Annotated in this window: 19 protein-coding genes; 13 read left to right on the plus strand and 6 right to left on the minus strand. The window is 71.5% G+C overall.

The genetic code is table 11. The annotated features are described in order from the left end of the window. Positions 1-14: 14 nt before the first annotated feature. Positions 15-446 (minus strand): DUF3052 domain-containing protein, encoded by a 432-nt coding sequence (locus ABR737_RS15180; RefSeq protein ID WP_350250709.1) that lies wholly within the window; start codon positions 444-446, stop codon positions 15-17. Between the two features lie 516 nt (positions 447-962). On the opposite strand from ABR737_RS15180, the gene aceE reads away from it, so the two are divergent. After that, positions 963-3,695, plus strand: a complete 2,733-nt coding sequence (gene aceE, locus ABR737_RS15185) for a pyruvate dehydrogenase (acetyl-transferring), homodimeric type (protein ID WP_350250710.1) — start codon at positions 963-965, stop codon at positions 3,693-3,695. 203 nt (positions 3,696-3,898) lie between these two features. Here aceE and ABR737_RS15190 read toward each other — a convergent pair whose 3' ends face one another. Both ABR737_RS15190 and ABR737_RS15195 read right to left on the minus strand, forming a co-directional pair. After that, the gene (locus ABR737_RS15190; RefSeq protein WP_350250711.1) at positions 3,899-4,318 is read right to left on the minus strand and encodes a peptidase inhibitor family I36 protein; all 420 of its coding nucleotides are present in this window, start codon (positions 4,316-4,318) and stop codon (positions 3,899-3,901) included. A 612-nt stretch (positions 4,319-4,930) separates the two neighbouring features. Further along, positions 4,931-6,532 carry an MFS transporter gene (locus tag ABR737_RS15195; RefSeq protein ID WP_350250712.1) on the minus strand — a complete coding sequence of 534 codons (1,602 nt, stop codon included), beginning with the start codon at positions 6,530-6,532 and terminating at the stop codon, positions 4,931-4,933. 115 nt (positions 6,533-6,647) lie between these two features. Between ABR737_RS15195 and ABR737_RS15200 the strand changes: the two genes are divergently transcribed. The 7 genes from ABR737_RS15200 (at position 6,648) to ABR737_RS15230 (ending at position 14,918) form a co-directional block, all read left to right on the plus strand. Next, entirely contained in the window at positions 6,648-7,301 is a 654-nt protein-coding gene (locus ABR737_RS15200) for a TetR/AcrR family transcriptional regulator (RefSeq protein ID WP_350250713.1), read from the plus strand. A gap of 259 nt (positions 7,302-7,560) precedes the next feature. Continuing rightward, entirely contained in the window at positions 7,561-8,775 is a 1,215-nt protein-coding gene (locus ABR737_RS15205) for an alpha/beta hydrolase (RefSeq protein WP_350250714.1), read from the plus strand. A 206-nt stretch (positions 8,776-8,981) separates the two neighbouring features. Beyond that, entirely contained in the window at positions 8,982-9,860 is an 879-nt protein-coding gene (locus tag ABR737_RS15210) for a DUF4429 domain-containing protein (protein ID WP_350250715.1), read from the plus strand. Positions 9,861-10,032: 172 nt separating this feature from the next. Further along, positions 10,033-11,436, plus strand: coding sequence for a sensor histidine kinase (locus ABR737_RS15215; RefSeq protein ID WP_350250716.1), 1,404 nt, complete (start codon positions 10,033-10,035; stop codon positions 11,434-11,436). Then, entirely contained in the window at positions 11,433-12,113 is a 681-nt protein-coding gene (locus tag ABR737_RS15220) for a response regulator (protein WP_350250717.1), read from the plus strand. The genes ABR737_RS15215 and ABR737_RS15220 overlap by 4 nt, the downstream gene beginning before the upstream one ends. Before the next feature lie 176 nt (positions 12,114-12,289). Further along, a complete protein-coding gene (locus ABR737_RS15225; RefSeq protein ID WP_350250718.1) occupies positions 12,290-13,456 on the plus strand; it encodes an alpha/beta hydrolase in 1,167 nt (388 codons plus the stop codon). Between the two features lie 223 nt (positions 13,457-13,679). Beyond that, the gene (locus ABR737_RS15230) at positions 13,680-14,918 is read left to right on the plus strand and encodes an acyltransferase family protein (protein WP_350250719.1); all 1,239 of its coding nucleotides are present in this window, start codon (positions 13,680-13,682) and stop codon (positions 14,916-14,918) included. A 66-nt stretch (positions 14,919-14,984) separates the two neighbouring features. Here the strand turns inward: ABR737_RS15230 and ABR737_RS15235 are convergent, their stop codons facing one another. Then, the gene (locus ABR737_RS15235) at positions 14,985-16,010 is read right to left on the minus strand and encodes an aldo/keto reductase (RefSeq protein ID WP_350250720.1); all 1,026 of its coding nucleotides are present in this window, start codon (positions 16,008-16,010) and stop codon (positions 14,985-14,987) included. Positions 16,011-16,014: 4 nt separating this feature from the next. Further along, entirely contained in the window at positions 16,015-16,500 is a 486-nt protein-coding gene (locus ABR737_RS15240; RefSeq protein ID WP_350250721.1) for a MerR family transcriptional regulator, read from the minus strand. Positions 16,501-16,685: 185 nt separating this feature from the next. Between ABR737_RS15240 and ABR737_RS15245 the strand changes: the two genes are divergently transcribed. Continuing rightward, positions 16,686-17,507, plus strand: coding sequence for a serine hydrolase domain-containing protein (locus ABR737_RS15245; RefSeq protein WP_350250722.1), 822 nt, complete (start codon positions 16,686-16,688; stop codon positions 17,505-17,507). Between the two features lie 154 nt (positions 17,508-17,661). Here ABR737_RS15245 and ABR737_RS15250 read toward each other — a convergent pair whose 3' ends face one another. Then, positions 17,662-18,333: a pirin family protein gene (locus ABR737_RS15250; RefSeq protein WP_350250723.1), complete on the minus strand. Its 672-nt coding sequence runs from the start codon at positions 18,331-18,333 to the stop codon at positions 17,662-17,664. 57 nt (positions 18,334-18,390) lie between these two features. Here ABR737_RS15250 and ABR737_RS15255 point away from each other — a divergent pair, with 57 nt between their 5' ends. The 4 genes from ABR737_RS15255 to ABR737_RS15270 all read left to right on the plus strand — a co-directional run bounded on the left by ABR737_RS15255 (position 18,391) and on the right by ABR737_RS15270 (position 22,020). After that, entirely contained in the window at positions 18,391-19,575 is a 1,185-nt protein-coding gene (locus tag ABR737_RS15255) for a PucR family transcriptional regulator (RefSeq protein ID WP_350250724.1), read from the plus strand. Positions 19,576-19,664: 89 nt separating this feature from the next. Further along, positions 19,665-20,606 (plus strand): ACP S-malonyltransferase, encoded by a 942-nt coding sequence (locus ABR737_RS15260; protein ID WP_350250725.1) that lies wholly within the window; start codon positions 19,665-19,667, stop codon positions 20,604-20,606. 13 nt (positions 20,607-20,619) lie between these two features. Beyond that, positions 20,620-21,666 carry a ketoacyl-ACP synthase III gene (locus tag ABR737_RS15265; RefSeq protein WP_350250726.1) on the plus strand — a complete coding sequence of 349 codons (1,047 nt, stop codon included), beginning with the start codon at positions 20,620-20,622 and terminating at the stop codon, positions 21,664-21,666. A gap of 105 nt (positions 21,667-21,771) precedes the next feature. Beyond that, the gene (locus ABR737_RS15270; protein WP_030991425.1) at positions 21,772-22,020 is read left to right on the plus strand and encodes an acyl carrier protein; all 249 of its coding nucleotides are present in this window, start codon (positions 21,772-21,774) and stop codon (positions 22,018-22,020) included. Positions 22,021-22,094: the final 74 nt, after the last annotated feature.

A 22,094-nucleotide genomic window follows, 5' to 3' on the forward strand; every position in this document is an offset into this window, starting at 1 on the left:
TGAGACCGTGCGGCTCAGCGCTTGCCGGCCTTGGGCGTGACCAGTCGGCTGCCTGCCCAGTCCTTGCCCGCGTTGATGCTCTTGGTCTGGGACAGACCCGCGGTCTGCGCGGCCTCATTGATGTCGCTCGGCTCGACGTAGCCGTCGCGGCCGGTCTTCGGGGTCAGCAGCCAGATCTGCCCGCCCTCGTCGATCAGCCCGATGGCGTCCACCAGCGCGTCCGTGAGGTCGCCGTCCTCGTCGCGGAACCACAGCAGAACGACGTCACACACGTCGTCGTAGTCCTCGTCGACGAGATCCTGGCCGATCACGGTCTCAATGCCTTCGCGGAGTTCCTGATCGACGTCGTCGTCGTATCCGATCTCCTGGACCACCTGTCCGGGCTCGAACCCAAGCCTGGCGGCAGGGTTGGTCCGCTCCTCCGCGTGGTCCGCGGTCGCGCTCACGGATTGCCTCCTGTCATGTTTCGGAAATGCTCGGGGACCCCGCGCGTGCGCGGAGCATGTGGGCGTAGTCCACACGGGCCGGGCGGATCGCGCAAGTACCCGGCGGTCCAGACCGCCGAAACGGTGACGTTTCGAGGCGTCTCGCCGCAAGCACGACCCCCGCGGGCCAGGCTGAAGTGATTCACGCCACAGCTTTCTGTGAAGTTTATCGGGTACTTGCGCGGGGCTGGTCCCTTCGGGGGGCGGCGGCCGGCCGCGGACCCGGTTTCGGGGCCCGTACGTCCGTACGCGAAGCACTTTCGACATGGGCGTAGGGTTGCGATTTGGCCGACCCGAGAAATCGGCCTTTTCAGCGCCATCTCTCTACGGATGGGTTACCCATCGGTAGAGGTGACGTATCCCAGTGGCTCGGTACACGATGGAGACGGCGCGACACCAAGGCAGCGACAGCATTCGTCCCGTGCACAGCAGCAATCACTTGCAGAGCACGAAACGAACCGAACACGAAGGAACAGCGTGGCTTCCGGATCCGATCGAAACCCGATCATCATTGGCGGCCTTCCCAGCCAGGTCCCGGACTTCGATCCCGAAGAAACCCAGGAGTGGCTCGACTCGCTCGACGCGGCCGTCGACGAGCGGGGCCGGGAACGTGCCCGCTACCTCATGCTCCGCCTGATCGAGCGCGCGCGCGAGAAGCGGGTGGCCGTGCCCGAGATGCGCAGCACGGACTACATCAACACCATCGCGACCAAGAACGAGCCGTTCTTCCCCGGCAACGAGGAGATCGAGCGCAAGGTTCTGAACGCGACCCGGTGGAACGCCGCGGTCATGGTCTCGCGCGCCCAGCGTCCGGGCATCGGCGTCGGCGGGCACATCGCCACCTTCGCCTCCTCCGCCTCCCTCTACGACGTGGGCTTCAACCACTTCTTCCGGGGCAAGGACGAGGGCGACGGCGGCGACCAGATCTTCTTCCAGGGCCATGCCTCGCCCGGTGTCTACGCCCGCGCCTTCCTCCTGGACCGCCTCTCCGAGGGCCAGCTCGACGCCTTCCGGCAGGAGAAGTCCAAGGCCCCGAACGGCCTGTCCAGCTACCCCCACCCGCGGCTGATGCCGGACTTCTGGGAGTTCCCGACCGTCTCGATGGGCCTCGGCCCGCTCGGTGCGATCTACCAGGCGCGGATGAACCGCTACATGGAGGCGCGCGGCATCGCCGACACCTCCAAGTCGCACGTCTGGGCCTACCTCGGCGACGGCGAGATGGACGAGCCCGAGTCGCTGGGCCAGCTGTCCATCGCCGCCCGTGAGGGCCTGGACAACCTGACCTTCGTCGTCAACTGCAACCTGCAGCGCCTCGACGGCCCGGTCCGCGGCAACGGCAAGATCATGCAGGAGCTGGAGTCGCAGTTCCGCGGTGCCGGCTGGAACGTCATCAAGCTGGTGTGGGACCGCAGCTGGGACCCGCTGCTCGCGCAGGACCGCGACGGCATCCTGGTCAACAAGCTCAACAGCACGCCCGACGGTCAGTTCCAGACGTACGCCACCGAGACCGGCGCGTACATCCGCGAGCACTTCTTCGGCGACGACCAGCGGCTGCGCGCGATGGTCGAGAACATGACCGACGACCAGATCCTGCACCTGGGCCGCGGCGGTCACGACCACAAGAAGATCTACGCGGCGTATGCGGCGGCCAAGGCCCACAAGGGCCAGCCGACGGTGATCCTCGCGCAGACCGTCAAGGGCTGGACGCTCGGCCCGAACTTCGAGGGCCGCAACGCGACCCACCAGATGAAGAAGCTCACGGTCGCGGACCTCAAGGGCTTCCGTGACCGGCTGCACCTGCCGATCCCGGACAAGGACCTGGAGGACGGCCTGCCGCCGTACTACCACCCAGGCCGCGACTCCGAAGAGATCCAGTACATGCACGACCGCCGCAAGGGTCTGGGCGGTTATGTGCCCACCCGTGTCGTGCGCGCCGAGCCGCTGAAGCTGCCGGACGACAAGGCGTACGCGGGTGCCAAGAAGGGCTCGGGGCAGCAGAAGATCGCCACCACCATGGCGTTCGTCCGGGTCCTGAAGGACCTCATGCGGGACAAGGAGATCGGCAAGCGCTTCGTGCCGATCGCGCCCGACGAGTACCGCACCTTCGGTATGGACGCGTTCTTCCCGTCGGCCAAGATCTACAACCCGCTGGGCCAGCAGTACGAGTCGGTCGACCGCGAACTGCTCCTCGCGTACAAGGAGTCGCCGACCGGCCAGATGCTGCACGACGGCATCACCGAGGCGGGCTGCACGGCCTCGCTGATCGCGGCGGGCTCCGCCTATGCAACGCACGGCGAGCCGCTGATCCCGGTCTACGTCTTCTACTCGATGTTCGGTTTCCAGCGCACCGGCGACCAGTTCTGGCAGATGGCCGACCAGCTCGCGCGCGGCTTCGTGCTCGGCGCGACCGCCGGCCGGACGACGCTGACCGGTGAGGGTCTGCAGCACGCCGACGGCCACTCCCAGCTGCTGGCCTCGACCAACCCGGCCTGTGTCGCCTACGACCCGGCCTACGGCTACGAGATCGCGCACATCGTCAAGGACGGTCTGCGGCGGATGTACGGCGAGAACGCCGAGGACATCTTCTACTACCTGACCGTCTACAACGAGCCGATCCAGCACCCGGCGGAGCCGTCCGACGCCGACGTCGAGGGCATCCTCAAGGGTCTGCACCGCATCAAGGGCGGTGAGAAGGGCGAGCACGCGGCCCAGATCCTCGCCTCGGGTGTCGCGGTGCCGTGGGCCGTCGAGGCCCAGCAGATCCTCGCGGACGACTGGAACGTCAAGGCCGATGTCTGGTCCGCGACCTCCTGGAACGAGCTGCGCCGCGACGCGGTGGAGATCGAGGAGCACAACCTTCTGCACCCCGAGGAGGAGCAGCGCGTCCCGTATGTGACGCAGAAGCTCCAGGGTGCCGAGGGTCCGACGGTCGCGGTCTCGGACTGGATGCGGGCGGTTCCCGACCAGATCGCGCGCTGGGTTCCCGGCACGTACCAGTCGCTGGGCGCCGACGGCTTCGGCTTCGCGGACACCCGTGGCGCGGCCCGTCGCTTCTTCCACATCGACCCGCAGTCCATCGTCCTGGGCGTGCTCACCGAGCTCGCCAAGGAGGGCAAGGTCGACCGGTCGCTGCTGAAGCAGGCGATCGACCGCTATCAGCTCCTGGACGTCACGGCCGCCGACGCGGGTGAGGCCGGCGGCGACGCCTGACCCCTCCGCGGCAGCCTGCCGCATCCCCTTTGCCGCGCCCCTCGGCCAGCGTCCTTCGCCGGCCGGGGGGCGCGGTGGTGTGGGGTGGGGCAGTGTGCGGCGGGGCGGTGGGTGGTCGGGGACTGCGTGGTGGGGCGGTGCGTGGAGGGGCCGCATTCCGTGGGGTGCGGCCGGGCATACGCGGAGGCCCCCGGGCGGCCGGTTCAGCGCTCCCACACCTTGAACGCCCGTACCTGGTACGGGGACCGGGGCACCCAGCTGCCGCCGCCCGGGTAGGTGTCGTACTCGGCGGTCTCGGCGCATTCCTCGCTCTGGTAGGTGGTCACCGGCCGGCCGGTCCGGTTGGCGAGCGCGGCGGCACTCGTTCCCTTGGGCAGCGGGGTGCAGCTCTCGATGTCGGTGTCGGACAGTTCGTACGTCCGCCGTGTGCCGCCGAAGTCCGCTTTCGGCCAGAGGCACAGCTGTCCTGCCGCGCACTGGCCCGAGGCGGCACCGGCACGGCCGCCGGGGGCCGCGTGCGCAGCCGGGGTGCCGAGGGCCGGCGGGACGGCGAGGGCGGCGGTGAGCGCGGCGAGGCCGGTGAGGAACGCGGTGGTGTGGGGCGTACGCAGACGCAGACGCATAGGAATCTCTCCCCCGTGAAGTACGACGATGGCGGTCCGCCGGGGGCGGGTTGCCCGCGGCGGGTGCTGCGGTGTCGAGCTTCGCGAGGGCGGAGCGCGGTTGCCAAGGCCGTGGCGGCACGGCCACCCGGATCAGGGATGTGGACAAGCGAAACGGCCCGGCGTAGGGCGTCCGGTGCACGGCGTTGACGTGGGACGGACCGGCGGGGAGGGAGTGCGGAAACCGTTTGCCCCATGGCCTGCCGGGGGCCGGGAGGCACCCGAGGCCCCCGGAGGAGGCCGGTGCCCGGTTCGGTTCCCGCACCGGCTCATCAGGATGAGGGATGCGGTGCGGGGGCGGCCCTCCGGCAGGGGCCAACTCCTGCCGGTCGTACGGCGGGAGGTGCCGGTCACCGTCCGGAACGGCCGGTTGACGCCCGCCGTTGACACCGCCACGCAAACGGCGCGCGGCCGGACGAGGACGAACCTCGTGCCTGCCACGCGCCGGCGCCGGGCGTCAGGGCGTCAGATGCCCCTCTCGTCCCCGCGCTGCGGGTGGCCGGACAACGGGCGCCGGACGCCGGACGCCGGACGCCGGACGCCGCCTAGGGTGGCCGTACGGCCGGAGCCCCGTCAGATGTGGCCGACCCCGGCGCCCGCCTCGGCGTTCGCGCCGCGCTTGGTGAAGACCGCGACGACGGCGGCAACGACCGCCACACCGCAGGCGACGGTGAAGGCCAGGCCCATGCCGGACACGAAGGTGTCGTGGGCGACGGAGGTGATCTTCTGGGCGAACTCCGGCGGGGTGCCCTTCGGGACGGGGGCGATGCCGGCCGAGACCGCGTCGGAGAGCTGGGACGCCTGCGCGGGCGGGGCGGGCGGGAGGCCGGCCGCCTTCCAGTTGCCCGGGAGTTCGTTGTCGACACGGGAGGCCATCACCGCGCCGAGCACGGCCGTGCCGAGGCTGCCGCCGACCTGCATCGCGGCCTGCTGGAGGCCGCCGGCGACACCGGAGAGCTCCAGCGGGGCGTTGCCGACGATGACCTCGGTGGCGCCGACCATGACGGGCGCGAGGCCGAGGCCGAGCAGTGCGAACCAGAGGGACATCGGGCCGGTGCTGCTGTGCGTGTCGAGGCCGGACATGCCGTACATGGCGACGGCGGTGAGGATCATGCCGCCGACCAGCGGGATGCGCGGGCCGAGCTTGGTGATCAAAGCGCCGGCGAGCGGCGAGCCGACGATCATCATGCCCGTGAGCGGGAGGAGGTGCAGACCGCTGTCCACGGGGGTCATGCCGTGGACGTTCTGCAGATAGAACGTCACGAAGAACAGGCCGCCCATGAAGGCGAAGGCCATCAGCACCATCAGGACCGTGCCGGCGGTCAGCGGCAGCGAGCGGAACATCCGCAGCGGGACGAGCGGTTCGCGGACCTTGGTCTCCAGGACGGCGAACAGCGCGAAGAGGACCACCGAGGCGATCAGGAAGCCCAGGGTCTTCATGTCGCCCCAGCCCCATTCCGACGCCTTGATCAGCGGCCAGATGAGGCAGAACATCGCTCCGGAGAGCAGCGCGATGCCCGGGATGTCGAACGAACGAGGGGCGTTCTCCGCACGGTGGTCCTTGAGGATCACCAGGCCGAGGACCAGCGCCAGCACACCCACCGGGACGTTGATGAAGAACACGGACTGCCAGTTGACGTGCTCGACCAGCAGTCCGCCGACTATCGGCCCGCCGGCGGTGGAGGCGCCGATGACCATGCCCCAGATGCCGATCGCCATGTTGAGCTTCTCGGCCGGGAAGGTGCTGCGCAGCAGTCCCAGCGCGGCGGGCATCAGCAGCGCGCCGAACAGGCCCTGCAGGACGCGGAAGGTGATGACCAGCGCGACCTCGTGGGAGAACCCGATGGCGCCGGAGGCGGCGGCGAAGCCGAGGATGCCGACGAGGAAGGTCTGGCGGTGGCCGAAGCGGTCGCCGAGCTTGCCGGCCGTGATCAGCGCGACGGCCAGCGCGAGCATGTAGCCGTTGGTGATCCACTGCACGTCGGCGAGCGACGCACCGAGGTCTGCCTTGATGGCCGGGTTGGCGATGGCGACGATCGTGCCGTCCAGGGCGACCATCATGACGCCGATCGCGACGGAGAAGAGGGTCAGCCACGGATGGCCGCGCAGCCCCTTCGAGGGCTCTGGTGCGGGAAGGTCCGGCGCTGCGACGGCAACCGGGGTCTGAGAACTCATACAACGAGGCTAATGTCAGCCACTGACAGTTGACAAAGGAAATCATGAGTCGGTAACTGTCATTCCGCTCACAGGTAACCTGAGCAGCGCGAACACCACGGAAAGGCGGCTCAGGATGGCGACCCCGACGCCGCATACGGCACCCACGGGCCTGCGGGAACGCAAGAAGCAGCGCACCCGCGACGCGCTGATCCGCGCGGCACTCGAACTCTTCACGGAACAGGGGTACGAGGCGACGACGATCGACGAGATCGCGGAGGCGGTGGACGTCTCCCAACGCACGTACTTCCGCTACTTCGCCAACAAGGAGGACGTCGCCTTCGCCGTCCAGGAGATGGTCGAGGCCCGCTTCCTCGCCGAGCTGAGCGCACGGCCCGCGACCGAGGCGCCGCTCACCGCCCTGCGCACCGCCGTGATGGTGGCCTGGGACGACATCGGCAGCGCCATCGAGTCGGTGATCCCGGTGGAGCTGTACATGCGCTCGTTCCGGATGATCGAGTCGACGCCCGCACTGGTCGCCGCCCATCTGCGGCGCTCCTCCGAACTGGAGGAGCAGATCGCCGGGTTGATCGCCCGGCGCGAGGGGCTGGACGTGGACGCGGATCCGCGGCCGCGGGTGCTGGTCGCCGCGTTCAGCGGGGTGATGCGGGTGGCCGGCAAGGTGTGGGGCGAGGGGCAGGACTGCAGCGTGGCGTCCATCCGTGAGATCACCCAGTCCTACCTGGACCACATCGGGTCGGCGATGGAGGGCGACTGGCGGGCGCGGTGAGGGGAGGGGAGGGCCCGCGGCTGCCCCTGACCGCCCCCGGCCGCCCCCGGCCGCCCCCGGCCGCCCGGCATACGTTACTCCCCGTAGCCGAAATGCACCTTTCCGCGATCACTTCGGACGCCCCATGAGACCGCGCCTGCACGGCTGAGCACGGAAAACGAACGACAAGTGTCCGGTTTGGTCGAAATACCCACCGTGAAACGTGATCTCACTCACGGTCACAGCAAGCACCCTTCCGTGTCTCCTAGGGTGGCACGCGGTGACTTCCTTCCCGGGCCTCGGCCCCTCCTCCAGCCTTCTGCAGTCCTCCGCCTTGCGTGCCGCGCTCGCCCTGGCGGTGGTGTTCGTGATGCTCGCCCTCACCGGCTGGACGGCCGTCAGAGGTACCAAGGAAGACGCCCATCCGCTGGCCACCGCCAAAACGGCCTGGCAGCACGCCACCTTCCACGGCCGCCCGCTGCCCGGCCCCGACGGTTCGCCGGCCGCGCTCCGGGGCTTCTTCGCCAAGCTCACCGGTACCGAGAAGCAGCAGCTCGCCGACCGCTATCCGCTGGTCGTGGGCAATATGAACGGCGCCCCCGTGCCGCTGCGTTACCGCGCGAACCGGATGGCCATCGACGATGCCCGCCGCATCGAGAAACAGCGGATGGGCGACCACCGGCTCACCCCTGTCGGCCGCCAGGAGGCGGGCCGGCTGATGCACCGCTTCGAGTCGATGATGAGCCCCGCCCGGCAGATCCTGGCCTTCGATCCGGCCGGCGACGGCCGGGCCGCCGAGGTCTTCGGCAACCTCCCGGCGGCGCAACGGGTCTCGGTCGTGGTGCCCGGGGTGGACACCAACCTGTCGACCTTCGAGCGCACCGCGCGGGCGAACACCGCCCCCGTCGGCATGGCGCGGTCCCTCTACGGCGCGGAGCGCGAAGCCCGGCCGAGTACCCGTACCGCCGTGATCGCCTGGGCCGACTACACCTCGCCGGGCGGGATGGGCGTCGAGGCCGCCACCGGGAAGCTCGCCGCGGACGGCGCGGTCCGGCTGCGCGCCCTGGTGGACGCGCTGCCCTCCTCCGACGCGGTCTCGCTGTTCTGCCACAGCTACGGGTCCGTGGTGTGCGGCGTCGCGGCCCGTGACCTGCCGTCCAACGTCGAGGACATCGCGGTGGCCGGCAGCCCCGGTATGCGGGCCGGCAACCTCTCCGGGCTGGGCACCCACGCCCGCGTCTGGGCCATGCGGGACGCCGACGACTGGATCCAGGACGTGCCCAACCTGGAGGTCGGCGGACTCGGCCACGGCGCCGACCCCGTCGATCCGTCCTTCGGCTCACGGGTCCTGTCGGCCGACGGCGCGGTCGGCCACGCCGGCTACTTCGCACCCGGCACCCGCAGCCTGCGCAACTTCGCCCTGGTCGGGGTGGGCGCGACCAGCACCGTCTCCTGCGCCACCGATGACCCGCACTGCAGTTCGGGTCTGACCTGAGGGCCGTCGGCCCGTACCACTGGCTCCGCGGGCACGGCCCGGCGCCCGGGGACGGGCCGTGCCCGCGGGAACCGCACCCCGCGCCGGGGACGTCCACCAGACAGGGAACGCAGCGGGTGGTCGGAGTGACGCGCGTAGCTTCGGCAGACGCCCCGAGCTGTCCGGAAGGGGGACGGGCGGGCAACCGCCCGCATACGATGAGCCACATGGGTGATGTGCTGGCCGGTTTTCATGCCGTCTGGGAGTTCGACACGGACTCCGTACTCATCCGCTTCGAACGGGGGATCCGCAGGCCGAAGCTGTTCCAGGCGCTCGGCGAGCGGCGCATTCCGTACGAGGCGCTGAGCTCCGTCGAGGTGACCGGAGGCAGACGCGGCACGGTGGTGCTGCATGCCGTGCCCCGGACCGGCGCCGACCCCTTGATGGAGGCGGCGGACGGACAGCTCAAGGAGGACGCCGATCCGTACCGGCTGGTGCTGCCGGCCGAGCGCGAGACGCTGGCCGAGTACTACGCCGACGAGCTGCGCACGGTGCTCGGCCCCGATGCCAAGGAACCCGCCGACCGCCACCTGGTGGCCGCGCCGGAGCCCCCGCTGCACTTCAAGGCGTACGACGGCAAGGCGTCCTTCGACGGCCGTTCGGTCGCCTTCCGGTGGTTCTGGACGGGTGCCTCCTCCGCGAAGTGGAAGTGCGGCGACCAGAGCTTCCCGGTCGGCGAACTGGCCGGGGTCGAGTGGCGGTCGCCGGAGATCCTCAACGGCTATCTGCGTCTGCTGGAGCGCGGTGCCCGTGAGCCGGGGACGGGCGAGGCGGACCAGGATCCGGCCGCGGTGGTGTTCGGGCTGGGGTACGGCCCCGTCCATGAGTCGCTGCCGTTCGCGGCCGCGGTGCTGCAGGCCGTACGCGCCGCCGAGCCGTCGCAGGAGACGCCGGAGAGCGAACCGCGCCGCCGCACCGGGGACGCGCGCCGGGACCCCGCCGATATCGCGGACCGGATTCGGCACCTCGGCGAGCTCCATGAGGCCGGCCTGCTGACCGACGACGAGTTCAGCACGAAGAAGGCCGAGCTGCTGGCGGAGCTCTAGGGGGTTTCTCCCCCTAGAGACTCCGGGGCGGCCCGGGGACTTCGAGGGTTCCAGGGGGCTCCGGGTGCTCTTGGGACTCGTGCGGGCCGGGGTCTCATACCGTGGTAGGGGGTGGAAGTCCGGCCCCTGGTATGACGTCACGGCCGCGGTGCTCCGCTTGGATGGAGTCGCGATGACCGGACCCTCTTCCCACCCCGCACCCGAACCGGCCCGGCGGCGGGTGGTGCGCGCCGCACGACAGGCGCCGCACCTCCTCGCCGTCGAGCTCGGTACGCCGACCGGACCCGGCACCCCGCTGTTCGGCAACGTCCGGAGCGTCTGGCTGCGCCGGCTGCCGTATCTGGTCGCGTTCCTGTTCGCGGTGTCCCTGCTGCCGACGACCATCATCCTCCTCAGCCATGACTACGGCCTGGACGGCGGACTGTCCGGCGCGCTGGCCACCGCGCAGGTCGCGCCGCTGCTGCTCGCGGTGACCCGGCCGCTGCAGGCCTGGTGGGTGATCTTCACGGCGGACGTGGTCTGCGCCCTGGCGCTCACCGGCGCGGACGGTGTCGCGGGCCGCTCCTGGCCCTGGCCGCCCACGGCGATCGTCGGCTATCTCGCGCTGATGGTGGCGCTGTCGCTGCGCGAGCGCGGCCGCACCCTGATCGCCGTCTGGCTGACGACCGGTGTGGCGGGCATCCTCTCCGAGGCGGTCACCCCGGCGAGCCCGGTCACCCCGGACACCCCCGACCGGATCAACAGCACCTGGGTGCTGCTGTTCGTGCTGACCGGAGTGGTGCTGATGATGGGCGCCACGCTGCGGGAACGCGGTGACGCCCGGCGGAAGCTGATCGAGCAGGAGACCATCAGCGAGGCCGAGCGGGCCCGTCGGACGCTGCTGGAGGAGCGCACCCGTATCGCCCGCGAGCTGCACGATGTCGTCGCCCACCACATGTCCGTGATCACGGTCCAGGCCGACAGCGCCCCGTACCGCATCAGCGGGATTCCCCGGGAGGCGCAGGAGGAGTTCGGCTCGATCGCGGCGACCGCACGGGAGTCGCTGGCGGAGATGCGCCGGCTGCTCGGGGTGCTGCGCAGCGAGGAGGCGGAGCGGTACGGCGGCCCGGAGAAGACCCCGCAGCCCGGTATCGGCATGCTGCCGAAGCTGGTCGAGGGGACCGTACGGGCGGGTGTGCCGGTGGAGTTGTCGCTGCCCGGGGACCGGGGGCCGCTCGAACCGGCGGTGGATCTGTCGGCCTACCGCATCGTGCAGGAGGCGCTGGCCAATGTCGTGCGGCATGCCCCGGGCGCCCGGACCCGGGTGTCGGTGACGACGGCGGCGGACGGCTCCGGGCTGACCGTCCTCGTCGTCAACTCCCCGCCGCCCGCGCCGTCCACGCCCTCCGCACCGCTGGAGACCAACGGCACCGGCCACGGCCTCGTCGGCATGCGGGAGCGGGTGCGGCTGGTGGGCGGTTCGCTCGACACCGGGCCGCTGCCCGACGGCGGGTTCCGGGTGGCCGCGCAGCTCCCCCTTTCGCCGCCGCCCGCCCCGGCGGCACCCCTTTCACCGAAGGATTCCGGCTCCATATGACCACCCGCGTGATCATCGTCGACGACCAGGCCATGGTGCGTGCGGGCTTCGCCGCGCTGCTCGCCGCGCAGAGCGGTATCGAGGTGGTGGGCGATGCGCCGGACGGTGTGCAGGGAGTGGAGCTGAGCCGCCGGACGCACCCCGATGTGGTGCTGATGGATGTCCGGATGCCGGAGATGGACGGTCTGGAGGCGGCCCGGCAGCTGCTCGATCCGCCCCCCGGTGTGCTGCACCGCCCGAAGGTGCTGATGCTGACCACCTTCGACGTCGACGACTACGTCTACGAGGCACTGCGGGCGGGGGCGTCCGGGTTCCTGCTCAAGGACGCGCCGCCGGGTGATCTGATCTCCGCGGTCCGGGTCGTGGCGGCCGGGGAGGCGCTGCTCGCCCCGTCCGTGACCCGGCGGCTGATAGCCGATTTCGCCCGCCGGCGGCCCGCGCCGCGCAAGGGCCGGGCGGCGCTGCGGCTGAAGGGACTCACCCCGCGCGAGACGGAGGTCCTGGAGCTGATCGCCCGCGGTCTGTCGAACCAGGAGATCGCCGCCGCGCTGATCGTCGCCGAGCAGACCGTGAAGACCCATGTCAGCCGGGTGCTCGCCAAGTTGGCGCTGCGGGACCGCGCCCAGGCCGTGATCTTCGCGTATGAGTCGGGGCTGGTCACGCCCGGGGAGCAGTAGCGGCCGCGGAGGCCTCCCGGACGTGTCCTTCCGCGCCACTCCTCCTTGAGGACGAGGGGCGCCTCTCCCCCCTACCGGGGTATCACCGCTCAGTTGGCTCCGCGGTGTGACGCCGCGTCATGCACCCTCTTCCTACGTTTCCCTCCGCCACACCAACGGGAGAGGGAGACACCACCATGTCCAGGCTGCGAAGCCTCACTCGACGCGGCCGGCGCACGCTCGTCGGCGCCGCGCTCGCACTGGCCGTGGCCGCCGGCACCGGCGGCTGGGCGGCCGGCACCGCGCAGAGTGCCGTCACGGGCCCGCCGCCCGGCGCCGCCGCCTGGCGCGCCGACCACTCCCTCGGCGTCCGGCTGCCGGACCCGGCGACCGTACGGCCCGCCGAGGTCACCCGCTTCTTCGCCTCGCTGACCGACCGGCAGCGGCAGGCGCTGGTGGCCCGGCACCCGCTCACCGTCGGCAATCTCGACGGGATACCCCCCGCCGTGCGGTACGCGGCCAACTCCCGTGCGCTGACGGCGGAACGGGACCGACAGCTGGCCCGCGCCGCCGATCCGGCCGGCACCCCCCAGGAGCACCGGCAGGCCAGGAAGGCGGCCGCCCGCTGCGCCTCGCTGCTCTCCCCCGGCCGTCACATCCTCGCCTTCGATCCCCGCGGCCGCGGACAAGTGGCCGAGGTATACGGCGACTTGCCCGGCGCCGAGCGCACCGCCGTGATCGTGCCGGGCTCGGACATCGACCTGGCCACCTTCGACCGCGCCCACGATCCGTACGGCACGCCGGCGGGAATGGCCAGGTCGCTGCGGACCCGGCTGGCCACCGACGCACCCCGGACCCGTACCGCGGTCATCGCCTGGGCCGGATACACCACGCCGGTCGGTCTCGGCCCGGATGCCGTGACCGGCCGGCTCGCCGATGCCGGAGCGCCGCGGCTGGCCCGGTTCCTGTCCGGGCTGGCCGCCGTGGGGGCCCCGGCCCCGGCCGTGCTGTGCCACAGCTACGGCTCGGTGGTCTGCGGGCTGGCCGCCGCGCAGCCGGCCCGCGGCGGCGTCGCCGACCTGGTGTTCTTCGGCTCCCCCGGTGTCCGCCGGGACAACGTGGCGCAGCTGCACGCCCCGGCCCGGGTCTGGGCGGCGCGGGACGCATCCGACTGGATCGGCGATGTCCCGAGCGTCGAACTGTTCGGCCTGGGCCACGGCACCGACCCCATCGACCCGGCCTTCGGCGCCCGCCGGGTCTCCGCCGTGCGGGCCGTGGGCCACACCGGCTATCTCGCCCCCGGTACGGACTCCCTGCGGAACTTCGCGGCCATCGTGCTGGGCCACTACGGCGCGGTGCGGTGACGGCGGTCGGCGGTGACGGCGATCGGCGGTGACGGCGATCCGCGGTGACGGCGATCCGCGGTATCGGTCTGCGGCATCGGTCCGCGACGCCAGCCCGGGCCTGGGTCCAGGCCGCAGCGCTCCTGCCTTCCCGCTCACCCCTCCGACCTCTTCAGCCCCTCCAGCCTCTTCGGCCCCTTCGGACCCTTCGTCCTCTTCGGCCCCAGGACTCTAAGGACACCTCATGGAGCTCGCCCTCCTCGCGCCTCTCAGACGCTCCGTCCACACGACGGTCCGCACCATCGAGGACCGCACACCGCCGGACCGCGACCGCGCCCTCGACGGGCTGCGCGCGCTGGCCCTGCTCGCCGTGCCCCTCGGCCACTGGCTGCTCGGGGGTTTCACCCGCGACGCAGACGGCGCACTGCACAACACCAGCCCGCTGAGCACCTTCGGCACTCTCGCGCCCGCCAGTTGGGTGCTGCAGATGCTCGGCATCTTCTTCCTGGTCGGCGGCCATGCGTCGGTGCTGTCCCTGCGGCGCGCCACCGACCGGGGCGAGCCCGTCCGGGCCTGGCTGCGCGGCCGGATCCTCCGGCTGGGCCGCCCGGTGCTCGGGGTGACGGCCGTGTGGGCGATGCTGCTCCCCGTCCTCTACGGCCTGGGGGTGCCGGAGGCGACGCTGCGGACCGGGGCGACGCTGGTGATCCAGCCGCTGTGGTTCGTGGGCGTGTATGCGGCGGTCACCGCGCTCACGCCGTACTGCCTGCGCGCCGCCCGGCGGTGGGGCGCCTGGGCCGCGGCACCGCTGGCGGCCGTCGTGGCGGCGGTGGACTTCCTGCGCTACGGGCCGTTCGCCGAGGTCATGCCGGGGTGGCTGAGCCTGCTCAATCTCCTGCCCGGCTGGCTGTTCGCCTATCAGCTCGGGGTGTCCTGGGGCGAGCGACGGCTCGGCGGGCGCACCGCCTGGTCGCTGCTGCTCGGGGGCGCCGCACTGTTCGCCGCGCTGCTGCTGTTCTTCCACTACCCGGTGAGCATGGTCGGCGTCCCCGGCCAGGACCGTACGAACTCCCACCCGCCGTCACTGCTGGTCCTGGCGCTGGCGGCGGCCCAGTCCGGCGCCGCCGTCCTGCTCCGCGACCGGCTCGCCCGTCTCCTGCGCCGCCCCGCCCTGTGGGCGCCGGTCACCATCGTCAACCTCTCGGCGATGACGGTCCTGTGCTGGCATCAGACGGCGATGCTCTCGGCGGCCGTGCCCGCGTCCTTCCTGGGCGAGATCCCCGGGCTGACCACGCAGCCCGACACCCCCGTCTGGATCCTCGCCCGGCTCGCCTGGCTGCCGGTGTTCGGCGGGGCGCTGCTCCTCATCGGGCGCACCACGCGCCGCTTCGAGGCGCCGTGGACCGGTGTCACCCGGGCCCGCCGGGCTGCCGCGGCGCTCCTGGCCGCCGGGTTCGCCGCCTTCGCGCTGGGGCTGGCGTGAGCACCCGGCCGGGCGGGCGGGGCCGGTGGTGCGAACAACCGCACCACCGGCCCCGCCCCGTGAGCCTTACGGCCGTCCCGCCGAGGTGTGCGTCATGTCCGCGTACCGCGCCCCCGCGACCTGTCCGGCGATCGGCTCCAGCAGCGCCAGGTCCTGCTCGGTCAGCGGGACCCGGGTGGCCCCGGTGTTCTCCTCGACGCGGCTGCGCTTACGGGTACCGGGGATCGGCACGACGGCGATCCCACGGGCCGCGGCCTGGTGCTGCACCCAGGCCAGCGCGACCTGACCGGGCGTCACGCCATGGGCGTCGGCGACCTTGCGGACGGGCTCCAGCAGCGCGGCGTTGGCCGTGGCGTTGTCGCCGGTGAAGCGGGGCTGGCTCCGCCGGAAGTCGTCCTTCGTCAGCTCCTTGTCGGCGCTGACGAACGCGCCGGTGAGGAAGCCCCGGCCGAGCGGCGAGTAGGGGACGACGCCGACCCCGAGCTCGGCCGCGGCCTGCACCACGCCGTCCTCGATGTCCCGGCTGAACAGCGACCACTCGGACTGCAGGGCCGCGATCGGGTGCACGGCCTGCGCCGCGCGCAGCTCGGAGGCGGTCACCTCGCTCAGCCCCAGGTGCTTGACCTTGCCCTCGGCCACCAGCTCGGCCATCGCGCCGACCGACTCCTCCAGCGGGACGTCCGTCGTGCGCCGGTGCATGTAATACAGGTCGATCTCGTCGACGCCCAGACGCTTCAGGCTGCCCTCGACGGCCTGGCGGATGTACGGCCGGTCGTTGCGGATGACGCGCTTGGACGGGTCGTCCGGGTGGTCCGGGTCGGCGGCTATCGCGAACTTGGTGGCCACCACGACCTCGTCGCGGTGCGCCTGGATGAACGGGGCGATGAACTTCTCGTTCTCCCCCCTGCCGTACATGTCGGCCGTGTCGAAGAGCGTCACGCCCAGTTCCAGGGCCCGCTCCAGGGTGGCCCGCGCCTCGTCGGCGTCGGTCGGGCCGTAGGCGAAGCTCATGCCCATGCAGCCGAGGCCCTGCACCCCGACCCGCGGTCCGCCGGTGCCCAGCTCGACCGTCTCGATCTTCTCGCTACCCATGACCTCAGAACCTCTCGGACGCCCGTCGGGCGTCGGCATAGACGTCGATCTTGTAGTCGAGTACATCCAGCGTGCTCTGCAGCTCGGCTATCCGCTGCCGTACGTCCTCGCGATGCGCGGTCAGCAGCTCCTCGCGCTCGGCGAAGGTGCGCTCCCCGGCCCGCACCAGCTCGGCGTAGCGGACCATGTCCGCGACCGGCATACCGGTCAGCCGCAGCCTGGCCACCAGGCTCAGCCAGTCCAGATCGCGGTTGGTGAAACGCCGCTGCCCGGTGTGGGTGCGGTCCACATGCGGCATCAGGCCGATGCGCTCGTACCAGCGCAGGGTGTGCGCGCTGAGTCCGGTGTGTTCCGCCACCTCGCTGATCGTGTACTGGTCCCGGCCGGCGGGCCGCGGGTGCGTGACCGTGGGGGCGCAGACGCGCGGCCTCGCCGGCAGCCTCCCGGCCGCGGCCCCGCTCGTGATCGGTTCGCTCTGCGTTACCGTCATGCCCCGTCTCCCCTGTTTCGCCGGATGTCTCCCGGCCTTTTCGCCGGATGCCTCTCGACGTCCTCAACGCTAGAGACTTCGAGTGCACTCCAGGCAAGTGCGGATCACGGGCAGACTTGACCGGGATTTGGGGACGTAGGCACCTCCCGGACACGCCGGAGGGGACACCGCCTAGGCTCGTGGGCATGCAGAGCCTGCGGATGATCGAGAACTGGCCGGTGCCCACCGCCGCGGCCGCCGTCGTACGAGCCGATGGGTCGGTGGCCGGATCCTACGGCCCCCAGGAGCACCGCTTCCCGCTGGCGTCCGTCACCAAGCCGCTGGCCGCGTATGCCGCCCTGCTGGCCGTCGAGGAGGGCGCCGTCGAGCTGGACGAACCGGCCGGACCCGAGGGGTCCACGGTCCGTCACCTCCTCGCCCACACCTCGGGGCTGGCCTTCGACGAGCAGCGCACGATGGCCGAGCCGGGCACCCGCAGGCTCTACTCCAACACCGGTTTCGAGGCGCTGGGCGACCACATCGCCAAGGCGACGGACATCCCCTTCCCGCAGTATCTGCACGAGGCGGTGCTCGCCCCGCTCGGGATGACCGCGACGGAACTGCCCGGCTCCCCCGCCAAGGACGGCGTCTCCACCGTCGCCGACCTGGTCCGGTTCGCCGCCGAGCTGCAGGCGCCGCGGCTGCTGGCACCGCAGACGCTCGCGGAGGCGACGCAGGTGGCCTTCCCCGGTCTGACGGGGGTGCTGCCGGGCTACGGCCACCAGAAGCCGAACGACTGGGGGCTGGGCTTCGAGATCCGCGACGGCAAGTCACCGCACTGGACGGGCAGCGCGTCCTCGCCCCGCACCTTCGGGCATTTCGGTCAGTCCGGGACGTTCCTGTGGGTGGATCCGGAGGCGCGCGCGGCGTGTGTGGCGCTGGCCGACCGGGCCTTCGGGCCGTGGGCCATCGAGGCCTGGCCGCCGCTGACCGATGCGGTACTGGCCGAACTGGCGCAGACCGCCTGACAGGACGGCACGGGCGGCTACGCGAGCGGTAACGGGACGGACAGCAGGACAGCGCGGACGCCCCGCCCCCGGACGGCGCGACACACCGGCGTGGCGCGCCGCGTCACCGGGCGGGCCGGAAAGGCCGAAGCCCGCTCCGGGCCCGCCGCCCCTCTCACCCGTACGCCGCCTCCGCCCCCATCTCCCACACCAGGCACTCCGCCGCCGTCAGCGCCCGCAGCTCCAGGCCCGTCCCGTCGGTGATCCGCGCCGCGTCGCCGGCCTCCAGGCGCTCCGCGCCGAGCCGTACGGCGCCGCGCACCACCTGCACATACGCCCGTGCCGCATCCGGGACCGCGGTGCGCTCACCCTCGGCGAGGCGGCGCAGATGGAGCAGGGCCCCGGCGCGCGGGACGGCGTACGGGGTGCCGTCGGCGATACCGCGCACCACCTCGTACGACGGCTCGCCGCCGGATTCCCGCGGCGCCAGCCACATCTGGACGAAGCGCAGCGGCCGTGCGCCGTCGTTGCGCTCCACATGCCGTACGCCACCGGCCGAGCTGAGCCGCTGGAGATCACCGGGGCGTACGGTGCTCTCGTGGCCGGCCGAGTCGCGGTGGGTCAGCTCGCCCTCGACCACCCAGGTCACGATCTCCGTGTCGCGGTGCGGGTGCTCGTCGAATCCGGCGCCCGCCGCCAGCCGCTCCTCGTTGCAGGCGATCAGCGCGCCGAAGCGCAGATTGTCCGGGTCGAAATGGCGCCCGAAGGAGAACGCGTGCAGTGACTCGATCCCGGCCCCTGCGTCCCCGCCCGGATACCGTTCATGGCCTCTGCGCACCTGAATCATGGGCCCACCGTAGCCCCGCCCCCGCACCCTCCCGCCCCGATAGTGCAGGCTTGTCCCGTGTCTGAACCCGCATCGCGCGACGCGCACCCGCACTCCGCCACCCTCCGGCGCCTGGAGAATTCCTCCGGCAAACTGGCGGCCGCGGCCATCGCCCGCATGGACGCCACCCTGCCGTGGTACCGCGCGATGCCCCCGGAGAACCGTTCCTGGATCGGCCTGGTGGCACAGGCCGGTATCGCCGCGTTCACCGAGTGGTTCCGGCATCCGGAGACCCCGCAGGCGATCAGCACCGACGTCTTCGGCACGGCGCCGCGCGAGCTGACCCGCGCGATCACCCTGCGCCAGACCGTGGAGATGGTGCGGACGACCATCGAGGTCATGGAGTCCGCGATCGACGAGGTCGCGGCCCCGGGCGACGAGTCCGTGCTGCGCGAGGCGCTGCTGGTCTACGCCCGGGAGATCGCCTTCGCCACCGCCCAGGTCTACGCCCAGGCCGCCGAGGCCCGCGGCGCGTGGGACGCCCGGCTGGAGTCGCTGGTGGTCAACGCGGTGCTGTCGGGCGAGGCGGACGAGGGCGCGGTCTCCCGTGCCGCGGCGCTGGGCTGGAACTCCCCCGAGCATGTGTGCGTGGTGCTGGGCACCGCCCCGGACGGGGACAGCGAACTGACCGTGGAGGCGATCCGGCGGGCCGCCCGGCACGCCAAGCTCCAGGTGCTGACCGGGGTGCTGGGCTCCCGCCTGGTGGTGATCGCGGGCGGCTCGGACAATCCGCTGAAGGCCGCGAAGGCGCTGATCGGCCCGTATGCCGCGGGTGCCGTGGTGGCCGGTCCGGTGGTCTCCGATCTGCTGGCCGCGACCCGCTCGGCGCAGGCCGCGGCGGCCGGGCTGCGGGCGGGTGCCGCCTGGCCCGACGCGCCGCGCCCGGTGCTCGCCGATGATCTGCTGCCGGAACGCGCGATGGCCTCGGACCCGGTCGCCCGCGAGCAGCTGGTGGAGGAGATCTACAGACCGCTGGAGGAGGCGGGGTCGGCACTCCTGGAAACGCTGAGCGTTTATCTGGAGCAGGCGAGCAGCCTGGAGGGCGCCGCCCGGATGCTGTTCGTGCACCCCAACACCGTGCGCTATCGGCTGCGACGTGTGACGGACGTCACCGGCTGGTCACCCTCCGATGTCCGCTCGGCGTTCACCCTCCGTATCGCGCTGATTCTGGGGCGCCTGGCTGACGGTGAGGCGCAACCCTAGACTTTTGTCGGACACCAACAATTACCCCGATGGTTCTTCGTCCTTGTCCCCACGGGCGGGCGGAACCACCCACAAGAGAGAGTGTGAGGGTGCTCGTACTCGTCGCTCCCGGCCAAGGCGCTCAGACGCCCGGCTTCCTGACTCCCTGGCTCGACCTCCCCGGTGTCGAGGACCGGCTCCGTGCCTGGTCGGACGCCATCGACCTGGACCTGGTCCACTACGGCACCAAGGCGGACGAGGAGGAGATCCGCGACACCTCGGTGGCGCAGCCGCTGCTGGTGGCCTCCGCCCTGGTCTCCGCCCGGCAGCTGTTCGCGACGGCCGACGACGTTGCCGCGCAGGTCGGCGCGGCGGCCGGCCACAGTGTCGGTGAGCTCGCCGCCGCCGCGCTGACCGGCGCGATCTCCGACGAGGCCGCGATGCAGCTGGTGCGCCGGCGCGGCCAGGCGATGGCCGAGGCCGCCGCCGTCACCGAGACCGGTATGGCCGCACTGCTGGGCGGCGACGAGGCCGTCGTCATCCCGCATCTGGAGCAGATGGGCCTCACCCCCGCCAATGTGAACGGCGCCGGACAGATCGTCGCCGCCGGCACCGCCGAGCAGATCGCCGCGCTGGTCGAGAACAAGCCGGAGGGCACTCGCCGGGTCGTACCGCTGAAGGTGGCCGGCGCGTTCCATACTCACCACATGGCACCCGCTGTCTCGGCCCTGGAATCGGCGACCACCCAGCTGTCGGTCGCCGATCCGCACACGCGCTACGTCTCCAACAAGGACGGGCAGCTGGTCTGTGACGGCCGGGAACTGGTGCGGCGGCTGGTGGGCCAGGTGGCCAACCCCGTGCGCTGGGACCGGTGCATGGAGACCTTCAAGGAGCTCGGGGTCACCGCGCTCATCGAGGCGGCTCCCGGTGGCACGCTCACCGGTCTGGCCAAGCGCGCGCTGCCCGGCGTGCGGACCCTCGCCCTCAAGACGCCCGACGACCTCGACGCGGCCCGCACGCTGATCGCCGAGCAATCCGCACCGGCCGAATAGGAGTCCGAAGCGCATGACCTCGAAGATCAAGCCCTCGAAGGGCGCCCCGTACGCGCGGATCATGGGTGTCGGCGGCTACCGCCCGACCCGTGTCGTGCCCAACGAGGAGATCCTCCAGCACATCGACTCGTCCGACGAATGGATCCGCTCGCGGTCCGGTATCGCGACCCGCCACTGGGCGGGTCCCGAGGAGACCGTCGCGACCATGTCGGTCGAGGCGTCGGGCAAGGCGATCGCCGACGCGGGCATCGCGCCCGGGCAGATCGGCGCCGTGATCGTCTCCACCGTGTCGCACTTCAAGCAGACTCCGGCCATCGCGACCGAGATCGCGCACCGCATCGGTGCCGGTAAGCCGGCCGCGTTCGACATCTCGGCGGGCTGCGCCGGCTTCGGCTACGGCCTGACCCTGGCCAAGGGCCTGGTGACCGAGGGCTCGGCGGAGTACGTCCTGGTCCTCGGTGTCGAGCGGCTCTCCGACCTCACCGACCTGGAGGACCGCGCGACGGCCTTCCTCTTCGGTGACGGCGCCGGCGCGGTGATCGTCGGCCCGGCCGACGAGCCGGAGATCGGCCCGACCGTCTGGGGCTCGGAGGGCGACAAGTCCGAGACCATCAAGCAGACCCTCGGCTGGGACGTCTACCGTTCCACGCCCCTCCCCGGAGGGGACGCCCCCGAGGGCCGACCGGCCCCGGAGGAGATCCGGTACCCCGCCATCACGCAGGAGGGCCAGTCGGTCTTCCGGTGGGCGGTGTTCGAGATGGCGAAGGTCGCCCAGCAGGCGCTGGACGCGGCCGGAGTCAGCCCGGACGACCTGGACGTCTTCATCCCGCACCAGGCCAACATGCGGATCATCGACTCGATGGTGAAGACTCTGAAGCTGCCGGAGAGCGTGACGGTCGCCCGCGATGTGGAGACCACCGGCAACACCTCGGCCGCCTCCATTCCGCTCGCCATGGAGCGGCTGTTGGCGACCGGACAGGCCAAGAGCGGCGACACCGCGCTGGTCATCGGCTTCGGGGCGGGTCTCGTCTACGCCGCGACGGTCGTTACCCTCCCCTAGGCAAGATCTGCGCAGGGCCATACGTCCCCGGATGTGTCGGCCATCGCACGGATCTTCACCGCAAGTAACGCAGTTCCCCCATAAAATGACCGAAGGAGCGCCATCATGGCCGCCACTCAGGAAGAGATCGTCGCCGGTCTCGCCGAGATCGTGAACGAGATCGCCGGGATCCCCACCGAGGACGTCCAGGTGGACAAGTCCTTCACCGACGACCTGGACGTCGACTCGCTGTCCATGGTCGAGGTTGTCGTCGCCGCCGAAGAGCGCTTCGACGTGAAGATCCCGGACGACGACGTCAAGAACCTCAAGACGGTCGGCGACGCGACCGAGTACATCCTCAAGCACCAGAGCTGATCCAGCTCCCGCGCATGTCGCCACCCCGCGGTGGCGCCGTCGATTCAGACCCCTCTACCCGTGGAGTAAGAATT

Origin of the sequence: Streptomyces sp. Edi2 (genome assembly GCF_040253635.1) — a bacterium.
In the GTDB taxonomy this organism is placed as follows: Bacteria; Actinomycetota; Actinomycetes; order Streptomycetales; family Streptomycetaceae; genus Streptomyces.

Excerpts from the sequence above, each read along its gene's own strand:
- ABR737_RS15230 (WP_350250719.1), top strand. The coding sequence starts at position 13,680 with ATGGAGCTCGCCCTCCTCGCGCCTCTCAGACGCTCCGTCCACACGACG.
- ABR737_RS15235 (WP_350250720.1), bottom strand. The coding sequence starts at position 16,010 with ATGGGTAGCGAGAAGATCGAGACGGTCGAGCTGGGCACCGGCGGACCG.
- ABR737_RS15200 (WP_350250713.1), top strand. The coding sequence starts at position 6,648 with ATGGCGACCCCGACGCCGCATACGGCACCCACGGGCCTGCGGGAACGC.
- ABR737_RS15245 (WP_350250722.1), top strand. The coding sequence starts at position 16,686 with ATGCAGAGCCTGCGGATGATCGAGAACTGGCCGGTGCCCACCGCCGCG.
- ABR737_RS15265 (WP_350250726.1), top strand. The coding sequence starts at position 20,620 with ATGACCTCGAAGATCAAGCCCTCGAAGGGCGCCCCGTACGCGCGGATC.
- ABR737_RS15195 (WP_350250712.1), bottom strand. The coding sequence starts at position 6,532 with ATGAGTTCTCAGACCCCGGTTGCCGTCGCAGCGCCGGACCTTCCCGCA.
- ABR737_RS15210 (WP_350250715.1), top strand. The coding sequence starts at position 8,982 with ATGGGTGATGTGCTGGCCGGTTTTCATGCCGTCTGGGAGTTCGACACG.
- ABR737_RS15190 (WP_350250711.1), bottom strand. The coding sequence starts at position 4,318 with ATGCGTCTGCGTCTGCGTACGCCCCACACCACCGCGTTCCTCACCGGC.
- ABR737_RS15240 (WP_350250721.1), bottom strand. The coding sequence starts at position 16,500 with ATGACGGTAACGCAGAGCGAACCGATCACGAGCGGGGCCGCGGCCGGG.
- ABR737_RS15220 (WP_350250717.1), top strand. The coding sequence starts at position 11,433 with ATGACCACCCGCGTGATCATCGTCGACGACCAGGCCATGGTGCGTGCG.
- ABR737_RS15215 (WP_350250716.1), top strand. The coding sequence starts at position 10,033 with ATGACCGGACCCTCTTCCCACCCCGCACCCGAACCGGCCCGGCGGCGG.
- ABR737_RS15250 (WP_350250723.1), bottom strand. The coding sequence starts at position 18,333 with ATGATTCAGGTGCGCAGAGGCCATGAACGGTATCCGGGCGGGGACGCA.
- ABR737_RS15270 (WP_030991425.1), top strand. The coding sequence starts at position 21,772 with ATGGCCGCCACTCAGGAAGAGATCGTCGCCGGTCTCGCCGAGATCGTG.
- ABR737_RS15225 (WP_350250718.1), top strand. The coding sequence starts at position 12,290 with ATGTCCAGGCTGCGAAGCCTCACTCGACGCGGCCGGCGCACGCTCGTC.